The sequence below is a fragment of the Vibrio sp. BS-M-Sm-2 genome, from assembly GCF_041504345.1.
Taxonomy (GTDB): Bacteria; Pseudomonadota; Gammaproteobacteria; order Enterobacterales; family Vibrionaceae; genus Vibrio; species Vibrio satsumensis.
This window is the reverse complement of record NZ_CP167894.1, coordinates 1,517,545-1,535,792: the sequence shown is the minus strand read 5'-3', so window position 1 is coordinate 1,535,792 and position 18,248 is coordinate 1,517,545. Positions and strand designations below refer to the sequence as shown.

Genomic DNA, 18,248 nt, shown 5'->3' with positions numbered 1-18,248 from the left:
GAGGGATATGCCAACGTATCGTTATGTAGGTCGCAGCTCTGATGGTAGCCAAGTGAGTGGTCAAGTGGATGCGAATAACGAAGATCTTGCTGCTGAAAGTTTGATGAGTAAGGGGATCATTCCAACCTCTATCAAATTAGGTAAAAGTGGCGGTTCAGTCTTAGATATGGATGTATCGAGCCTGTTCTCTCCGAGTGTACCTTTAGAGGTGTTGGTTCTGTTTTGCCGACAGTTATACAGCCTAACCAAAGCGGGTGTACCACTTTTAAGGTCGATGAAAGGCCTTACCCAAAACTGTGAAAATAAGCAGTTGAAGGCTGCTCTCGAAGAAGTGGTTGCTGAGCTTACTAATGGTCGAGGGTTAGCGGCATCAATGCAGATGCACCCTAAGGTGTTTAGCCCGCTGTTTGTATCTATGATTGGCGTTGGTGAAAACACAGGTCGTTTAGATCAGGCTTTGCTGCAATTAGCTGGATACTACGAACAGGAAGTTGAGACGCGTAAGCGAATCAAGACCGCTATGCGTTATCCAACGTTCGTGATCAGCTTTATTTTGATCGCAATGTTCATTCTTAACATAAAGGTTATTCCACAGTTCTCTAGCATGTTTGCGCGCTTTGGTGTCGACCTGCCGCTGCCGACTCGTATCTTGATTGGTATGTCGGAATTCTTTGTGAATTACTGGGGCTTAATGCTTGGTGTAATCTTTGGCCTTATCTTTGCGTTTAAAGCCTGGGTTAAAACAGACAAAGGCTTGGAAAAGTGGGATAGATTACGCTTAAAAATGCCTGTTATTGGTGGAGTGGTCAATAGAGCATTATTGTCACGATTTTCACGTACTTTTGCTTTGATGCTAAAAGCCGGTGTACCACTTAACCAATCGTTAGCTTTGTCGGCCGAAGCCTTGGATAACCGTTTTCTAGAGTTGCGAGTTCAAGCCATGAAATCGGCTATTGAAGCGGGTAGTACGGTTTCATCGACCGCGATTAACAGCGAAATTTTCACACCGTTGGTGATACAAATGATTTCAGTAGGTGAAGAGACGGGTCGTATTGATGAACTCTTGCTTGAGGTGGCTGATTTTTATGATCGTGAAGTCGATTACGATCTGAAAACCTTAACTGCCAGAATCGAACCAATCTTGTTAACCATCGTTGCAGGTATGGTGTTGATTTTGGCGCTAGGTATTTTCTTACCGATGTGGGGAATGCTGGATGCAATCAAAGGTTAAGGAATGCTAAATAACCTACAACGCTCACGTTTTGTTATTTGGACTGTGGTTATTCTTTTTCTTATTGTCGGTGTGCTTTCGGCATTTAAAACGGTAGAAGAAGAAGCGACTAACACGGCATTTATTGTGGCGAGCAAGCGGATTTTAGAGCAAGCCAATTTGTTCAAACAGCAGTATTTGTTATCAGGCTCCGAGCAAAACAATGATTCGGAGCACTCCAAAAGTTATAGTCGAACGGGCTGGATAAAGCCGATTCAAGGTACGGAGCGAGACTGTAATTATTGGCTTGAGGAATTATACCCTCAAGAGAGTATTTTAGGGCTAAGATCGCCAAGTATTGAAGACAAAAGTGATAACATACATTTTCATTGTCGTTATCATTATAGTGATAAGTATCAAATAGATATATTACTCAAAAATGAAAGGTTTAGTGTAAAAGCCAATATTTTGGCTTTGTGAAAATATTGACACTGTTTTTATGGTTTTATACGTGTGCAAATGTATAATGCGCGTTAGCAATTAGATGAGTAGGTAGAAAATGCTTAAAAATCAAAAGGGTTTCTCCCTAGTCGAGTTGGTTATTGTGATTGTAGTCGTTGGTTTATTGGCGGTTGCTGCTTTACCTCGTTTCTTAGATGTGACAGATGAAGCCAAGAAATCAAGTATTGAAGGTGTCGCTGGTGGTTTTGCGACGGCAGTTTTGTCAGCGAGAGCGCAGTGGGAAGCAGAAGCAAGGCCATCAGATAAGATAGGTGTTGAAACATACAATACTGTAAATTATGATGGTGTTGATTTTTGGTTAACAAGATCAAAGAACAGTAACAACGTCGAGACCGACTTTCGTGATGGCTATCCGTGGACTCTGAATAGCGATTCTAGTACAGCGCCACAAGATATTTCAGACCAAACATGTTCTGAGTTGATGGAAAACTTACTTCAGAACCCACCTAAAGTAGGTGCGGTTTCAGATGTTGCTAGCGACTCAAATTACAAATATTCAGCGCAAGCGAATTCAGGTGATGCAACGTGTACTTACATTCAATTAGAAGGTAGTACCGAGCACCAATTTGTTTACGAAATTAAAACTGGTCGTGTGACCGTAACTTTGCAGTAAGTCTGCGTAAAATTAAACATAGAGAGAGCTTAACTATGAAAAGACAAGGCGGTTTCACCCTAATCGAACTAGTGGTTGTAATTGTTATTCTTGGTATTCTTGCTGTAACTGCGGCACCACGTTTCCTAAACCTGCAAGATGATGCGAAAGATGCAACGCTTGAAGGTTTAGCTGGCGCAATTCAAGGTTCAGCGAGCATTATTTATGGCAAGGCTGCAATTGAAGGCTTCGAGAGTACTTCAGGTGCTCTAAGCGCTGGTGGTTCAACAATCAATACTACTTTCGGTTACCCAAATGCAACTGAAGATGATATTACAAATATCGTTCAGGGAATTGGTGATGATTTTGAATTCATTGGAACTGTAGATAACTCAAACCCAGCACAAGTAACATTTGGTATTCCAAACTACACAACTAACTGTGTTGTATACACCCAAGCTACCAATGCGAATACGCCAGCGACTGCAAACGTAGTTTCTACGGGAGCAAACACAATTTGTTCTAACTAAAACAAGTTGTGTATCAGTGTTTTTATTAGGCCAGCTCCTGCTGGCCTTTTTTCTATCCAAAGCACACAAATATCAAAACTATTCATATACATAAGATCGTCAGTTTCGTTATCTTGTATAATCAGTATTCGCTAGGCAGTTAGAGGCCATTATGGATAACAGCCCCACACCCAACGGCTTTACTCTGGTAGAGCTGATCATCGTTATCATTATCCTCGGTATTATTTCAACTTTTGCCGCGAGTCGCTTCGTTGGTACCTCTAGCTACTCCACTTTTACTGCACAAGAGCAAGCTATCTCCGTTATTCGTCAAATCCAAGTCAATCGAATGCAATCGAATGTTTCCGCTGCTAATGACAGCTTTCGTCTTGCTATTAATAGTGATTGTTTAGGCTCTGTGGCCGCGTGTAACTTAAATCTTTCGAATAGCGCTCAAAAAACACAGGCCGATGCACGTAGTGATTATGTGCGTGAATCAGATATTTCATTTTCTCCAGCGAATACGGTTATCGACTTTGACCTGTTGGGTAACCCTTCGGTAAGTGCAGGTGTGAATATTACGATTAACTCAACCACTTCGAGCAATAGCGCCCAAGTCTGCATTAATTCTCAAGGTTATGTGCGTGAGGGAGTGTGTCTATGATTCGTTCACGTGGCTTTACTCTAATTGAAAGCATTGTGGTGATTATCGTATTGGGCATTGCGATGGTCACTATTACTAGCTTTTTAGCGCCACAAGTTGCAAGCTCTGCTGACCCACATTATCAAAACCGTTCTGTGGCGTTAGGCCAGAGTCTGATGAATCAAATATTGGCACGTGGTTTTGATGAACATAGTGATTTTGATGGTGGCCTGGTGCGCTGTGGGGACGCAGATGCGACTGCTTGTTCTGCTCCTAATGAACTCGGAGTGGATGGGGCAGAGGCAACGCCCGCAGCTTTTAATGATGTCGATGACTATATCGGTTGTTGGTACACAGACACTACGGAGTCAACGTGTGTCTCATCGACGAAGTACCCGCTCGCTAATATCCTAGATGAAAATATTGAAGACAGTTATGCCAATTTTCGTGTTGAGGTTTCCGTGTTTTATGATCAAAACATGGACGGTGTTAACGATAACGCTATTGGTACGATGAAGCGCGTTGAATTACAGATCTTTGGTGGTAACAACCGCTATAGCGTGATCGCTTACAAGGGGAACTACTAATGAAGCAACGTGGTTTTACTCTTATAGAAATGATTGTAACGATCGTGGTCGTTGGTGTGATTGGCTTAGCGATTGCTGGGTTTGTTGAATATGGCATGAAAGGGTATGTTGAGACTATTGACCGACAAAAGGTTCAAGTGAAAGGGCAATTTGTTGTCGAGAAAATGTCGCGAGAGATAAGCCACGCGGTTCCTAACAGTTTTGATTCGAGCATTATGCCTGCTTCGGCTTTTGCTCAAAAATGTCTCACCTTTTACGCTATTAAGTACTCAGGCTTTTATCATCTTGATGAAGCAACAGACGAGCTGAACTTTATTATCGGGCAAGACTCCTCAATACTTGATGCAGATGACTTTCTAATTATTAACCCAACGAATCACTCTGACTTAGGAGCGGGTTCAACTAAACGGATTTCAGTCTCAGGTTTGATCTCTACGGATAATGTGTTTACCGCGACCTCTGTTAATCTTAGTAGTCAGTCTATTGCTCAACGCCATTATATTTACGATGAGAGTGCTTCGGTGAGTTACTGTTTGGTGAATGATACCGCTCAGAATCAAGGCCTAATTCAACGCAATGGAGTCACCGTTGCGGATAGTATTAATTATGCTGAAAGTAATTTTCGTTATGAAGAACCAAGCTTACAAAGAGGTGGTGTGATTCACGTCGACCTTGTACTTGAGCAAAACAGTGAAGTAAGCGTTTACCAACAAGATGTGCAGGTACTTAATGCGCCATAGAAAATCATCTCAACAAGGCAGTGTTTTGGTCGTCGCAGTATTTGTTATTGTGGTGATGGGCTTCCTTGCGACTTCTTTAGTACAAGTTCAGTGGTCAAATCACGATACATTGACGCGTAAACAGCTTGGAACACAGGCTTGGCTATTAGCACATTCAGCGAATGAGTGGGCACTCACTCAAGTTTATCCATTAACGGTGTCGCCTGCGGTTTCAACGAGTGTGAGCACTGTGTGTAGCAACTTAAATGCCAATCAAGTGAGTAGTGGTATGTCGACCATCTGCACTGTCGATCAATTAACTTGTCGACAAATCGGCGTTTTAGATGGCGTTGGATTTTTTAAAATAGAATCAACAGCTATCTGTGGTTCGGGTATCAACCAAGTACAGCGTATCCAAGAAGTTTGGGTGAGGGAGTAAGTATGAACTTGTTTAGGTATGTAGCTATCTTCTTTTGTTTGTTTTTTGTAGGAAATACTTACGCAAATCAATGTTCTAACTTGAAGGGGAATGAGGATTTTACCATTTCATTCCAGGTAGAAGGTGATGATGACTATCAAGATTTTTATTTAAAACAAGGTAGCCATGGGCATGTCATTTGGTATACAAACCATAAAAGGTCGGATCCATCATATATTTTCAATGAGCAAAATCTCATTGATGATCGCCTGTATGAAGTAACAATTACTAATGATGCTTCTAATGATGAAGTTAAATACTATCGACGAGATATTGATAGTGGATTAGGTGCTAGCCTTATTGAAACTAAGTACGAATCTTTGAAAAATGGTAGCTTATCTCCGGTCTATGATGATGACGATATTACTAACGTCAGTTGTAGTGACGGCATATCCCCTCCGCAGCCACCCCCTGTGAACTTAAACCCTCAGTTTGAGTTTGGTACTCTAACTGATACAGAGTGTACTACGTCTCAAAATGGCCAACGTACTTGTACGATTATTTTTGATAACACTTATGATTCGGCTAAGCCAAAGCCATTAGTCTTCGTTATGCCTACTATCGATGCAGGTCTATCTAAGCTGTCTCTTAATCAAACTGAATTACCTTCAACAGCTTCCGTTACTGCTACTACAAGACTAACTGCCACCATTGTTCAAGAGGTTGCCCCTCATCGAAATGCAGCGAATCACGTTAATTTTGTAAATGATGCCCCAATGCATAATATTGATTACTTTGTTATTGAACCTGGAGTTATCACCCTAGGTAACAAGGCGAAGATAGTCGCAGGATCGATTGAAACTAAGGTTGCCGCTTCATATATTCAAAGTGAACGAGGCAACAAAGTTACGATTAACTATCAGGATTATGGCTTACCTACCAACTTCTCCAATACTCCGGGGGTTCTTGTTCAACCTCAAACCAAAAGAAACAGTTCTAAGTGGTTTACTGGTATGGCTAGAGAGGTCAAAAAAGATAGATTTTTCTTGTCACTAGAGAAGTCAGAGGTGACGATTAACAATAACCTTACTCAGAAAGAGACCGTGGGTTTCGTTGCTGGTGAGGGTAACGGGTTTATTCAAGGTGCACGTTTTTGGTTAGGAGATGGGCAGACTCTCAAAACGACCGAACTTAATGAGAAGGTCATCTCTCCTATTGAGCAGGGATGTTTAGAATATACCGATATAGCATTTGCGGGTTTTGATGCTCCACCGATTCTAGTTGCTAACAAGAACTCTCGTGACGGTAATAATGGCGGTTGGTTGCGTCGTTGCGATGTCACTAAAAACAAAGTCTACTTCGTAGTTGAAGAGGACATGGATAAAGATAAAGAGCGTGGTCACGTAAAAGAAGACGTTGGTTTCTTCATGTTTGACAGGCCTAATGACATCGGGATTTGTGAAGGTTTTAATAATAAAAGTCCTGTACAAACATGGAAAGGCTCCAATGGGAGTTTGGAAATCAATGGTTCTCCCCAAATAGTAGGGGCGCTGAGAGATGGCGGGAATCGTTATGTAGGCTTTTTAAATTCGAATACCAATGATAGAACGGGTGTCGCTTGTGAAGGCCAGCAATGCTTCGGCTTAGATGATTTACTTATTGATAAAGAAGCATTGGAAGATGTACCAGATAATTTAGGCAACTCGTTAGATATCCCTTATACCCACAATGTCACTTCCTTACCTATCACTGTTGGTGGTGTGAAGATCTACGAATATGACAGCATCTCAATTGGTACTGGTGCTATGGTCGAAATAGAGTCTGGTAAATATAAAATTGGCACACTTAATATCAATGGCACGGGGGAATTACGCGTCAAGAGTGGCGATACGGTGACCGTCTTTACTAAAAGCTTATCTGTAAACAACGGTAGCTATATCGGTGTTCCAATTGTTAATTGGAGCGGGGATAAGCCCATTCTAGCTGGAGATACACACTTTAGGGTCAACGTATTACAAAGTGGTTCCAGTTTTGTCAGTTTAAATAGCAGTGGCTCTGCAAATAAAACCACGTTTGTAGGTCTGTTATACAGCGAACAGAATGTTGACATGAGCGGTACAGCAAGAGTGTACGGTGCTGTTTCTGCTAAATCAGTCAATATGTCATCAAGCTCTTTAATTCATGCTGAGACCAGCTGTATTGTGCCTGTCGATGATTATGATATAGATATTTCCCCTGCAACGGATCTAGCTTTGATGTGTGGCGACGACTCCCCTCAATTTACGATTAACACTTCGAATAATGGTGTGGCAGAAAGTCTAGGGGTGACTATAGATATCACGCCAAGCCCTGAGGAGTTTGATGTTTCTGTCATACAAGGCTCAGGTACTTACCCTAATTATGTTTCTAATAATGATGGTGAATTAACTTTAAAAGTTGTCGCTAAAGATACTGCCAATATTGACTTTGATACAGGTTATAAGCTAATGGCGACATTAGTGGATGATTCTGGCAAAGAGGTAGAAAGTCAGTTCAAGTTCGTACCATTTAAATTCTCTTTAGTGGATGGCAATATTCCAACGAATCGTCTTGACGTTATTGCGGGGCAGGCTACACCGACAGTAACTAAAGTTTTAGCGTGTGATTCTGGTGATTCAATTGTTGTTGCTGAAAACTATACAGGTGAGGCTGGGGATGAAGTTACCATTACTCACAAGCTTGATAGTTCTTGGAGTGGTTCTGATGGCTCGCTGACTTACTTACCAGAGTTCAAAAAAGGTAGCGCCTCAACTGACTTAACTATCTCTGAATCAGGGCTTTTCAACGTCACTTTAAAAGACAATAGTTTTGATTGTACTGGTTTTGCTGGCTGCCCCGAAGATGGGAGTTACGATGTTGAAGGGAGTTTCTCTGTCTACTCTCGCCCGTGGAAATTTGCAATCTGTACGAATAAGAGTTCGGACGGAAACAGTAACGATAAAGACTCAGACAGTTTCAGTAGTGCGGGAGAGTCATTCGATGTTTATGCTCGCCCAATAAAGCATACAAATTCATCTGCAGTTTGTACTGACGATAACTTGTTGACGAACAATTACTTTAAGTCGACAGCAAGCGTAAAAGTTACAACGACTTTAGATACCCCTCTAATTGCGGATTACCCTGACGCTGAGTTGGGTGATTTAACCCCTGTAGCTCAGCTAACTAAACAAATTTCGTCGAATGACCAGGCTAATAAAGGTTATAAGTTCGAGAGTCTGAAATACTCAGAAGCGGGTAGCTTTAACTTCATTGCGACAGAAACTGGGAGTTTCTACGGCTCAATTTTAGGTGGCTTCTCTGGCAGTAAATCGATAGGTCGCTTTTATCCTAAATTCTTTGTTCAAGGTACTCCGGAATGGAATGTCGCCAATCAAAATGATATCGCATACTTAAGTCAACCTTATGATTCTACAATTCACCAAGTATATCCAATGGCATCTGGTGAAAGTGATACGGATAATGCGCTCAATAACTACCGCTTCTTTAATGAAAACTTGCAAGCAAAGTTTGGTGTTGTAGATGATAGCAACATAGATAACGGCTTCTTGCTAGATACGGATGCCGGATCTTGGCCTGCTGATCGTAAACATTGGTTACTGAATGACAATGCAGCTGAGCTGCAACGAGTTACGGATTCAGATGATGTTAGCCGCAGAGATGGCCCTTTCAATACCAGTGATGCTAGCTCAATAGCCACTAATTTTGGTTTAACAGTGACAGGAGTAGATCCTGTGTCATTTACGGACTCTGACCCTGTGACCGATTCGGCAGCATTCCCAGTCCAACCTCCGGCCCGCTATGGCCGAATGGTACTCGATGATATTGGTGGCAACTCAGGTACTACTCTAACGATTCCACTTCGAGCTGAGTTTTGGGATGGCAGTGAGTTTGTTGTGAACGAGGATGATGATCGCAGTACTTTCAATGGTTCAAATGTTTGTAAGCAAGTCATTTGGACCAGTAATGATGTGAAAACCACATTAGCTTCACTTAGTGGCAGTGGAGATGTAAATGATGGTGAAGAAGAAGTAACTGCGGATCAAAATACGCCGACTGGTACGGATGCACCACGAGAACAGGTTCGTTTGTGGCTAAGAATGGATGACTCGGAGCCAAGCAAGAAGACTGGCGAAAATGACATATTATGTTCTGGTAGCGATCAAGACCAGCCATGGCTGCGTTACAACTGGCGACACTTGGGGGACGAAGATCCCTCCACGGTCGTCACATTTGGTATCTATCGTGGTAACGATCGTGTGATCTACCGAGGTGAAAGTGGCTTAACAGGTCAGTAATAATATAATTTTTGCCCCTTAAGTTAGGAATCTGTAAGAAATTGCGGGTTTCAGTCCATGTTTGTACTTCAATGCCTTGCCGTAACAGCAAGGCATTGGTACATTTAGTGCAATTTTTGTCTTCTAATTCTTGCAGGATGAGCGAAGAATATGTTTAAAAAACTTCGTGGCATGTTTTCAAACGACCTATCGATTGATTTAGGTACAGCCAATACCCTTATTTATGTAAAAGGCCAAGGCATTGTTCTTGATGAGCCTTCAGTTGTAGCTATTCGCCAAGATCGTGCGGGTTCTGCAAAGAGTGTCGCTGCTGTTGGTCACGCTGCTAAGCAAATGCTTGGTCGTACGCCTGGTAATATCTCAGCGATCCGTCCAATGAAAGACGGTGTAATCGCCGACTTTTACGTAACGGAAAAAATGCTTCAGCACTTCATTAAACAAGTGCATGACAACAGTGTGCTTAAACCAAGCCCTCGCGTTTTGGTTTGTGTTCCTTGTGGTTCTACGCAAGTAGAGCGTCGTGCTATCCGTGAATCAGCACTAGGTGCTGGTGCTCGTGAAGTTTATCTAATCGATGAACCAATGGCTGCAGCGATCGGTGCTGGCCTACGTGTCTCTGAACCAACAGGTTCAATGGTTGTTGATATCGGTGGTGGTACTACTGAAGTTGCGGTTATCTCGCTAAATGGTGTGGTTTACTCGTCTTCTGTTCGTATCGGCGGTGACCGTTTTGATGAAGCGATCATCAACTACGTTCGTCGTAACTACGGCAGCTTGATCGGTGAAGCGACAGCAGAGAAGATCAAACACGAAATCGGTTCAGCTTACCCTGGCGATGAAGTAGAAGAGATCGAAGTGCGTGGTCGTAACCTTGCTGAAGGTGTACCTCGTAGCTTTAGCCTAAACTCAAATGAAATCCTTGAAGCACTTCAAGAGCCTCTATCTGGCATCGTATCTGCAGTAATGGTTGCGCTAGAACAGTGTCCACCAGAGCTAGCTTCTGATATCTCAGAAAATGGTATGGTACTAACAGGTGGTGGTGCACTGCTTAAAGACCTTGATCGTCTGCTAACAGAAGAAACAGGTATCCCTGTTGTTGTTGCAGAAGAGCCATTAACGTGTGTTGCTCTAGGTGGTGGTAAAGCTCTAGAGATGATCGACATGCACGGCGGCGATCTGTTCAGCGAAGAATAATATCTAGTGTTAGGCTCTTTTCTTACCTAGTTTTATGTAAAGAGCCTAGGACCTTGTCTATAGGATCAAATGTAGCTCTAGGACCAAATATAGAATGAAGCCAATTTTTGGTAGAGGTCCCTCTCTACAATTGCGCCTGTTTTTTGCTGTAATTTTATCAGCCAGCCTTATGCTGGCTGATAGTCGTTTAGATGCTTTCTCAAATGTTCGCTATCTATTAAACAGCATGGTTGCGCCTATTCAATATGCAGCCAACTTGCCTCGCACTATGTTTGACGGTGTATACGACCGTTTTAGCACTCGCAAAGGGTTAATTGAATCCAACCATAATATTAAACGAGAAGTCTTGCGTCTTAAGAGCGAGCTGATTCTGCTTGAGCAATATCAAGAGGAAAACAAGCGCCTTCGTAAGCTGTTAGGATCTCCGTTTATCCGTGATGAGAAGAAAGTCGTTACAGAAGTTATGGCGGTAGATACTTCACCATATCGTCATCAAGTCGTGATCGACAAAGGTCAGATTGATGGAGTGTATGAAGGTCAGCCGGTGATCAACGAGAAAGGCATTGTTGGCCAAGTGACTTTTGTTGCTGCTCATAATAGCCGAGTCTTGCTGCTAACGGATGCAAACAATGCGATTCCCGTCCAGGTTATCCGTAATGACATCCGTGTGATTGCTTCTGGCAATGGCATGATTGATGAAATCCAGCTAGAGCACATTCCAACCAGTACCGATATACAGGAAGAAGATCTGTTGGTGACATCGGGTCTTGGTGGAGTCTATCCAGAAGGTTATCCAGTCGCCTATGTTACTGCCGTTGATTACGATCCAAAACGAGAGTTCGCCGTTATCAAAGCAGAGCCTGTGGTTGAGTTCGATAAGCTCAGATACTTGTTGCTTGTATGGCCTGATGAAAATAAACAGATGCAAGCGGATCAATCCAGCATAGAACAAGCATTGTTAGAGGGTGAAGATGGCCAATAGTGTTTTGAGAAGCAAGGTCGTAATTGGCTGCTCATTTTTAGTAGCACTTATTCTGCAAACGATCCCTTGGCCTGGTAGCTTAGATCTATTTAGACCATCTTGGTTGCTGCTGGTTACGTGTTACTGGGTTTTGGCTCTGCCGCATCGTGTTAACGTAGGTAGTGCTTTGATTCTAGGCTTATTGTGGGACCTTTTGATCGGTTCTACTCTAGGCATTCGAGGTATGATGATGGCGATAGTGATGTACATTATTGCGATGAACTTCCTCGTTATTCGTAACATGGCGCTATGGCAGCAAGCGATGATCATTGCTGCGTTAACGGTGTTGTTTGAGGTATTGATCTTCTTCGGCGAATATTTGATCCAAGATGTCGTTTTCAACCCATTATCGCTATGGAGCGCATTGATAAACTGTATACTTTGGCCTTGGATGTTTTTATTAATGAGACGCGTGCGTCGTCATTGGCATGTGAGGTAGCGTGACGATGGAAAAGAAACATTTAGTTTTGGCATCCGGTTCACCACGCCGTAAAGAATTACTATCGCAACTCGGTTATGAGTTCTCTGTCCTTGTAACCGATGTTGAAGAGTGTAAACACGCTCAAGAAACCGCCGAAGAATATGTTAAGCGACTATCTTTAGATAAAGCCTTAGCGGCATTGTCTTTATTAAAAGATAACCCTTCTGAAAGGCAGCATGTCGTTCCTAGTTCTGATACTGTAGATAATGGCTCTGATATAGTCGTTCTTGGTTCTGACACAGTCGTCGTTAGCCAAGGGCAAGTGCTTGAGAAGCCCACCGATTTTGCTGACTCTAAGCGTATGCTTACTCAGTTAGCGAATGAACGTCACCAAGTGATGACGGCGGTTTCTGTGGTTTCAGAAGAAAAACAAAGAACAGAAATCATTATTACCGACGTATGGTTTAAACCCCTCAGTGAAAAAGAAATAGAACAATACTGGCAAACAGGGGAACCATGCGATAAAGCCGGTAGCTATGGGATCCAAGGTTTGGGCGGACGCTTCGTTACCCGAATCGAAGGTAGTTATTATGCCGTTGTCGGCTTACCTTTATTTGAAACGGATCAGCTACTGCAAGAATTCTTATAATTACTAATCTGAGGTGCACCATGAGTGCTGAATTGTTGCTGAACGTGACCCCGAGTGAAACTCGTGTGGCCATGATTGAGGGGGGGCTCTTCAAGAGATCCATGTCGAACGAGATGCTCGACGCGGTATCGTAGGAAATATCTATAAAGGACGTGTAAGCCGTGTTCTTCCGGGAATGCAGGCGGCTTTTGTGGATATAGGCCTTGAGAAAGCAGCTTTTTTACACGCCTCTGATATTGTTCCACACACTGAATGTGTTGCTGAAAATGAAAAGAAGCAGTTTCAAGTTCGTGACATTTCAGAACTTGTTCGCCAAGGGCAAGACATTGTGGTGCAAGTGGTCAAAGACCCTCTTGGTACTAAAGGTGCCCGCTTAACGACTGATATCACTCTACCGTCTCGTTATCTGGTATTTATGCCGGGCGCAAGTCATGTTGGTGTATCTCAACGTATCGACAGCGAGTCTGAACGCAACCGTCTTAAAAAAGTTGTGTCTCGTTACTGTGACGAACACGGTGGCTTCATCATCCGTACCGCAGCAGAAGGTGCAGACTCAAATGAGTTGGCACAAGATGCCGCCTTCTTAAAGCGACTGTGGCTAAAAGTATTAGAGCGTCGTGGTAAGCACAAAGCGCGTACTCGCTTGTATGGTGAGCTTTGCTTAAGCCAACGTATCTTGCGTGATTTTGTCGGTACTGAGCTGAGCAAGATTCAGGTCGATTCTCGCCTAGAATATGAAAACCTAAAAGAGTTTACCTCTGAATACGTGCCAGAGCTGACAGACAAGCTTGAGCTGTATGAAGGTGATAAGCCTATCTTTGATATGTACGATACCGAGAACGAAATTCAGCGTTCATTGGATCGTAAAGTTGAATTAAAGTCTGGTGGGTATCTGATTATCGACCAAACTGAAGCGATGACCACGGTTGATATCAACACTGGCGCGTTTGTTGGTCGCCGTAATTTAGAAGAGACGATTTTCAACACCAACGTAGAAGCAACTCAGGCGATTGCTCGCCAGCTGCGTTTGCGTAACTTAGGTGGCATTATCATTATCGACTTTATTGACATGTTGTCTGAGGAACATCGTAAGCGAGTACTAACTTCTTTAGAGGCTGCGCTCGACAAAGACCGTGTAAAAACCAATATTAATGGCTTCACGCAGCTTGGTTTGGTTGAGATGACTCGTAAACGTACTCGTGAAAGTATCGAGCATATCCTGTGTTCTAGCTGTCCTGCTTGTGAAGGTCGCGGCAGTGTGAAGACAGTTGAAACCGTTTGTTATGAAATTCTTCGGGAGATCACGCGAGTGAATCGTGCGTACGACGCCGATAAATTTGTGGTCTATGCGGCAGCTGCCGTGGCTGAGGCGTTAGAGGGCGATGAATCTCATGCGCTTGCTGAGCTTGAAGTGTTTATTGGTAAGCAAGTTAAAATCCAGGCTGAGCCTCTGTACATACAAGAGCAGTTTGATGTTGTTATGATGTAATGGAAATTTTGTGAGCTCAAGCGTTACTCTGATTCTACGTGCATGTTTATGGTTAGTGGTTACTTTCTTAGTAACGCTAGCCATTGCCGTAACTACACTGCGTGTAGCCTTACCCAATTTAAATAAGTATCAATCTGAAATTGAGCTTTGGGTAAACCAACATTCCGGTTTTGATTTTTCGATTCAAGACGTGGGCGGTTTTTGGCGTAACACTCACCCCTCTATTGCTCTGCAAGGCGTTAAAGCCAGCCTTCCTAATGCAGAAGATGTGACCTTTTCTGTCGAGCGTGTTGAAGTCGAGTTTGACTTGATTCAATCGGTCGTACAGATGCGTCCGGTTGTGGCCGATTTGGTCATGAATCAAATGTATCTTGATATCCGCTCTATTGATCTGTTTGCCGGACAAAATGGCAAAGACGAACCTAAAGATCCCGGTTCTTCCAAGCGAGTGATACAAGAGCTCGATAATTTACTGCTGAAAACTTTGGTGGATGTGACCGCTAAAGATTCCTCTCTTTTGTATCGCACTATCTCTGATGAAGAACGTCAGCTTGATATCGAAACTCTGAAATGGCAAAACTCTGGTAAGCATCATCTTGCGGAAGGCGTGGTAAGTATCAAAGATGCCAATCTAAACTCTTTGTCAGTGAGCGCTAACTTTGTTGATGGCGGCTCGCTAACGGATATGACGGGCGAGTTTTATGTCAGTGCGAACAGGATTTCAGTAAAGCCTTGGTTAACTCGTTATATGCAGGCGGAATCCGGTATTGAGACGGGCACTGTGAGCTTGAATAGCTGGCTAACACTGCGTAATAGCAAACCTGTGAGCGCTTATGTTGAAGTTCTGCCTTCAGAATTGACTTGGAACGAAGATGGCAAGCATGACCTGATGCTTGAGTCAGGTATCTTTAAGTTGTCTCCTATTGATGATGGTTGGCAAGTAAATGGCCACTCACTAAACCTTAGAACAGACGACACACCTTGGCCTGAACTCGACATTGCGTTCAAGTGGAACCAAGGTCCCTGGGAGCTCAATGTCTCTGAATTAAACATTGAGACAATTACGCCGTTGATTAAGCTGCTGCCTGACTCTGAACAATCAACCAAAATGATCAACGTATTGGCGCCGGGTGGTTCTGTCTCTGATATTCGCGTATCTATGGGGGCAGACATTGAGAGCCTGCGTTACTCTGCCAGTTTTTCTGAGCTGGCGATTGAGCAGTGGGAGTTAGTCCCCGGCTTTAGTCAAGTATCAGGTAGTGTGTTTGGTTCTGCTTCGGAAGCGAAAGCCAGCCTTCACGTTATTGACGATGTGTTTCCTTATGGCGATGTTTTTCAAGCGCCTCTGAATATCAAACAGGGTCAGGTTGATATTGTTTGGCAACAAGATGAGAGTGGCTGGAAACTGTGGTCGGATAAAATCACGGCAGCAACGCCAGATTTACAAGTACTAGGCGCATTCCGTTTGGACTTCCCAAAGGATGCGAGCCCATTCTTATCTTTCTACGGTGAAGCGGACGCTTACAATGTCGGTGAAACATGGCGTTATTTACCTACGCTGGCTCTTGGGCAAGATCTGACAGACTACCTTTCTACTGCGATTCAAGCGGGTAAAGCGGATACCGTAAAACTGTTGTGGCATGGTGATTTATCTCAATATCCATACACCAACCATGATGGTATTTTCCAAGTTTGGGTCGGATTAGAAGACGCTAAATTCAGTTTCGACACCGCGTGGCCACTGATTACTGACCTTCAGCTTGATCTGTTATTTGAAAATGATGCAATGCATCTAGATTCTCGCTCAGCACGGCTGATGGATGTGACAGCCGACCGGATCACTGGACGTATTCCTTATCTAGGGGAAGGCGGCCATATTGAGATTGAAGCGAAGGCAACGGCGTCTGGCAATGCGGTGCGTGATTATATGACGGCTTCGCCACTGGTTGACTCAGTGGGCGCAGCGTTAACCGCACTTCAAGTGAGTGGTGATGTCTCTTCCGAGTTCCAGCTCAATATCCCGTTTGATTCTGAAAAAGAAGCAAGAGCATGGGGTTATGCTGACCTTAGTGGCAACCATGTTGAGATTGAAGCGCCGCCAATGGTGCTTGAGAACACCACGGGCCGTATCGAGTTTGATAATGATGTAGTGACGGCAAATGGCCTCGCCGCTGATTTACTTAAGCAAGGTATATCACTCGACTTTAAAGGTCAGAATGATGGCCCTGGCTATGCTGTTGATATCGATGTGTTAGGTGATTGGGATGTTAAGCCTCTAGAACCTTACATTGGTGAGCAGTGGTTAAGTCGCTTGTCAGGCCATGCGCAATGGCAGAGCCAGATTGATATCCAACTTAATGATATCGGATTTACTTACCAACTTGATTTACAGTCTGATCTTAAATATCTGGCGAGCGATTACCCGTATCCACTGGCGAAAAAATCACTAGAAAGTGGGGCGGCAAGGCTACAAGCATCGGGCAATCAAGAAGCGATTACCGCGCGTCTGCAATTGCCGAACACTAAGTACCAAGCTGAGATTGATATTACAGGTGACGTTCCTGAGTTAACGGCGACTAATTTAGTTCTGGGCCGTGGTGGCTACAAAATTAGTCCTGTTGTTGGTCATCATGCGTTGATCCGTACTGACAAATTCAATGCTGATGATTGGTTATCGGTTGTAATGGAACCAGTGCAGCCATCTAATGCTGTGCTTAGCCAAATGAACACGCCAACCATTCCAGCACCAAGCCGTATTACCTTTGAGAGTAAAGAGCTGATCTTGGGGGGGATATCTTGGAATGATGTCGATTTTAGCGCCCGCAAGAACAAGCAAGCGTGGCAAATGGAAGTCTCTAGCCAAGAGCTCGAAGGGGATATTAATTACCTGCCACCTTACGATTTGACCGTTTCACTGGATCGTCTACATCTGTTCGTTCCTGAATGGAGCGACAAGAAAAATCAAGAACAACTGCTGCAACGTAAAGCACAAGAAGCGCCATTGATCTCTGAGCTAGATAGGAAGATCCACGATGTGATGCCGAACCTGAAGCTGACCCTGAACGATTTTTGGCTGCAAGGCTATAAGGTTGGCAAGGTCGATGTTGAAATGACTAGGAACGCAGATCGTATTGAGTGGAACAAGATTCAGGTTCGAAGCGGTGGTAACAAAGCAGATGTTAGCGGCTGGTGGGAATTGCAAGGTGACAAGAGTCATTCATCGCTAGCCGTTGACGTTGAGGGTGAAAACAACAGTGAGTTAATGGAGCGCTTCGGCATTACTTCTGGGATTCAAAAAGCGCCATTCGCGCTAGAAGGTCAACTGAAATGGGATGGTTCGCCTTGGGGGATCAAAATGGACACCCTTGATGGCAACGTTAAAACCAAGTTTGGTAAAGGTATTATCTCGGATGTGAGCGGTGCGGCTCGCTTGCTTGGTCTGTTTAGCCTAGATTCGATCATCCGTAAGATGCAGCTCGATTTCTCAGATGTGTTTGATAAAGGCATGGCATTCAACAGCATCACAGGAACGGGTGAGATTCAAAATGGTATCTTCCTGACTAACGACCTCAATATGGATGCGGTGGCTGGTGAAATGAAGATCAAAGGTATCGCTAACCTCAACACACGACAGGTTGATGCTGAGGTGAACTTTACCCCAGATATTACCTCAGGTATTCCAGTATTAACGGCCTTTGCGGTAACTCCTCAAACGGCGCTGTACGTATTGGCGGTAACCACGGTTATTTCACCGGTTGTTGAGGTCTTTACTCAGGTTAACTATTCGGTGAAAGGCCCTCTGGATTCACCAACGGTGAGTGAGCTTTCTCGTAGCTCTGGTGAATTCCAGCTTCCAGAGAAACTCCGAAAATTGGCTGAATAGTTGTTAGACACTAGTGGGTTAATATACGACTAAAATTAAAATTCTGAATCATAATAA

14 protein-coding genes and 1 pseudogene are annotated in these 18,248 nt (G+C 43.6%); all 15 read left to right on the top strand.

Going from position 1 to position 18,248, the window contains the following annotated elements; genetic code table 11:
- The first annotated feature begins 7 nt into the window (after positions 1–7).
- The 15 genes and pseudogenes from AB8613_RS06850 (at position 8) to AB8613_RS06780 (ending at position 18,191) form a co-directional block, all read left to right on the top strand.
- Entirely contained in the window at positions 8–1,231 is a 1,224-nt protein-coding gene (locus AB8613_RS06850; RefSeq protein WP_372384695.1) for a type II secretion system F family protein, read from the top strand.
- 3 nt (positions 1,232–1,234) lie between these two features.
- Entirely contained in the window at positions 1,235–1,690 is a 456-nt protein-coding gene (locus AB8613_RS06845) for an MSHA biogenesis protein MshF (protein WP_146490469.1), read from the top strand.
- Between the two features lie 79 nt (positions 1,691–1,769).
- A complete protein-coding gene (locus AB8613_RS06840) occupies positions 1,770–2,345 on the top strand; it encodes a prepilin-type N-terminal cleavage/methylation domain-containing protein (protein ID WP_372384694.1) in 576 nt (191 codons plus the stop codon).
- A gap of 35 nt (positions 2,346–2,380) precedes the next feature.
- A complete protein-coding gene (locus AB8613_RS06835; RefSeq protein ID WP_146490471.1) occupies positions 2,381–2,854 on the top strand; it encodes a type II secretion system protein in 474 nt (157 codons plus the stop codon).
- Positions 2,855–3,005: 151 nt separating this feature from the next.
- Positions 3,006–3,497 (top strand): prepilin-type N-terminal cleavage/methylation domain-containing protein, encoded by a 492-nt coding sequence (locus AB8613_RS06830; RefSeq protein ID WP_060982977.1) that lies wholly within the window; start codon positions 3,006–3,008, stop codon positions 3,495–3,497.
- Complete coding sequence (locus tag AB8613_RS06825; protein WP_132935985.1) at positions 3,494–4,063, top strand: prepilin-type N-terminal cleavage/methylation domain-containing protein; 570 nt, start codon at positions 3,494–3,496, stop codon at positions 4,061–4,063. Before AB8613_RS06830 ends, AB8613_RS06825 begins: the two co-directional genes overlap by 4 nt.
- Positions 4,063–4,803, top strand: coding sequence for a prepilin-type N-terminal cleavage/methylation domain-containing protein (locus tag AB8613_RS06820; protein ID WP_372384693.1), 741 nt, complete (start codon positions 4,063–4,065; stop codon positions 4,801–4,803). The genes AB8613_RS06825 and AB8613_RS06820 overlap by 1 nt, the downstream gene beginning before the upstream one ends.
- Positions 4,793–5,221: an MSHA biogenesis protein MshP gene (locus AB8613_RS06815; protein WP_123322484.1), complete on the top strand. Its 429-nt coding sequence runs from the start codon at positions 4,793–4,795 to the stop codon at positions 5,219–5,221. The genes AB8613_RS06820 and AB8613_RS06815 overlap by 11 nt, the downstream gene beginning before the upstream one ends.
- 2 nt (positions 5,222–5,223) lie before the next feature.
- On the top strand, positions 5,224–9,534 hold the full coding sequence (locus AB8613_RS06810; RefSeq protein ID WP_372384692.1) for a DUF6701 domain-containing protein: 4,311 nt from the start codon (positions 5,224–5,226) through the stop codon (positions 9,532–9,534).
- 150 nt (positions 9,535–9,684) lie between these two features.
- The gene (locus AB8613_RS06805) at positions 9,685–10,728 is read left to right on the top strand and encodes a rod shape-determining protein (protein WP_017062957.1); all 1,044 of its coding nucleotides are present in this window, start codon (positions 9,685–9,687) and stop codon (positions 10,726–10,728) included.
- Positions 10,729–10,822: 94 nt separating this feature from the next.
- On the top strand, positions 10,823–11,710 hold the full coding sequence (gene mreC / locus AB8613_RS06800) for a rod shape-determining protein MreC (RefSeq protein WP_004735927.1): 888 nt from the start codon (positions 10,823–10,825) through the stop codon (positions 11,708–11,710).
- Positions 11,700–12,188 carry a rod shape-determining protein MreD gene (mreD, locus tag AB8613_RS06795; protein ID WP_004735926.1) on the top strand — a complete coding sequence of 163 codons (489 nt, stop codon included), beginning with the start codon at positions 11,700–11,702 and terminating at the stop codon, positions 12,186–12,188. The genes mreC and mreD overlap by 11 nt, the downstream gene beginning before the upstream one ends.
- Before the next feature lie 7 nt (positions 12,189–12,195).
- Positions 12,196–12,819: a nucleoside triphosphate pyrophosphatase gene (locus tag AB8613_RS06790; RefSeq protein WP_017062955.1), complete on the top strand. Its 624-nt coding sequence runs from the start codon at positions 12,196–12,198 to the stop codon at positions 12,817–12,819.
- Positions 12,820–12,839: 20 nt separating this feature from the next.
- Positions 12,840–14,308, top strand: a pseudogene (gene rng / locus AB8613_RS06785) (ribonuclease G).
- Positions 14,309–14,318: 10 nt separating this feature from the next.
- On the top strand, positions 14,319–18,191 hold the full coding sequence (locus AB8613_RS06780; protein ID WP_372384691.1) for a YhdP family protein: 3,873 nt from the start codon (positions 14,319–14,321) through the stop codon (positions 18,189–18,191).
- Positions 18,192–18,248: the final 57 nt, after the last annotated feature.

What these genes read in the sequence shown, in the direction of transcription:
- AB8613_RS06850 (WP_372384695.1), top strand. Translation starts at nt 8, where the DNA reads ATGCCAACGTATCGTTATGTAGGTCGCAGCTCTGATGGTAGCCAAGTG.
- AB8613_RS06845 (WP_146490469.1), top strand. Translation starts at nt 1,235, where the DNA reads ATGCTAAATAACCTACAACGCTCACGTTTTGTTATTTGGACTGTGGTT.
- AB8613_RS06840 (WP_372384694.1), top strand. Translation starts at nt 1,770, where the DNA reads ATGCTTAAAAATCAAAAGGGTTTCTCCCTAGTCGAGTTGGTTATTGTG.
- AB8613_RS06835 (WP_146490471.1), top strand. Translation starts at nt 2,381, where the DNA reads ATGAAAAGACAAGGCGGTTTCACCCTAATCGAACTAGTGGTTGTAATT.
- AB8613_RS06830 (WP_060982977.1), top strand. Translation starts at nt 3,006, where the DNA reads ATGGATAACAGCCCCACACCCAACGGCTTTACTCTGGTAGAGCTGATC.
- AB8613_RS06825 (WP_132935985.1), top strand. Translation starts at nt 3,494, where the DNA reads ATGATTCGTTCACGTGGCTTTACTCTAATTGAAAGCATTGTGGTGATT.
- AB8613_RS06820 (WP_372384693.1), top strand. Translation starts at nt 4,063, where the DNA reads ATGAAGCAACGTGGTTTTACTCTTATAGAAATGATTGTAACGATCGTG.
- AB8613_RS06815 (WP_123322484.1), top strand. Translation starts at nt 4,793, where the DNA reads ATGCGCCATAGAAAATCATCTCAACAAGGCAGTGTTTTGGTCGTCGCA.
- AB8613_RS06810 (WP_372384692.1), top strand. Translation starts at nt 5,224, where the DNA reads ATGAACTTGTTTAGGTATGTAGCTATCTTCTTTTGTTTGTTTTTTGTA.
- AB8613_RS06805 (WP_017062957.1), top strand. Translation starts at nt 9,685, where the DNA reads ATGTTTAAAAAACTTCGTGGCATGTTTTCAAACGACCTATCGATTGAT.
- mreC (WP_004735927.1), top strand. Translation starts at nt 10,823, where the DNA reads ATGAAGCCAATTTTTGGTAGAGGTCCCTCTCTACAATTGCGCCTGTTT.
- mreD (WP_004735926.1), top strand. Translation starts at nt 11,700, where the DNA reads ATGGCCAATAGTGTTTTGAGAAGCAAGGTCGTAATTGGCTGCTCATTT.
- AB8613_RS06790 (WP_017062955.1), top strand. Translation starts at nt 12,196, where the DNA reads ATGGAAAAGAAACATTTAGTTTTGGCATCCGGTTCACCACGCCGTAAA.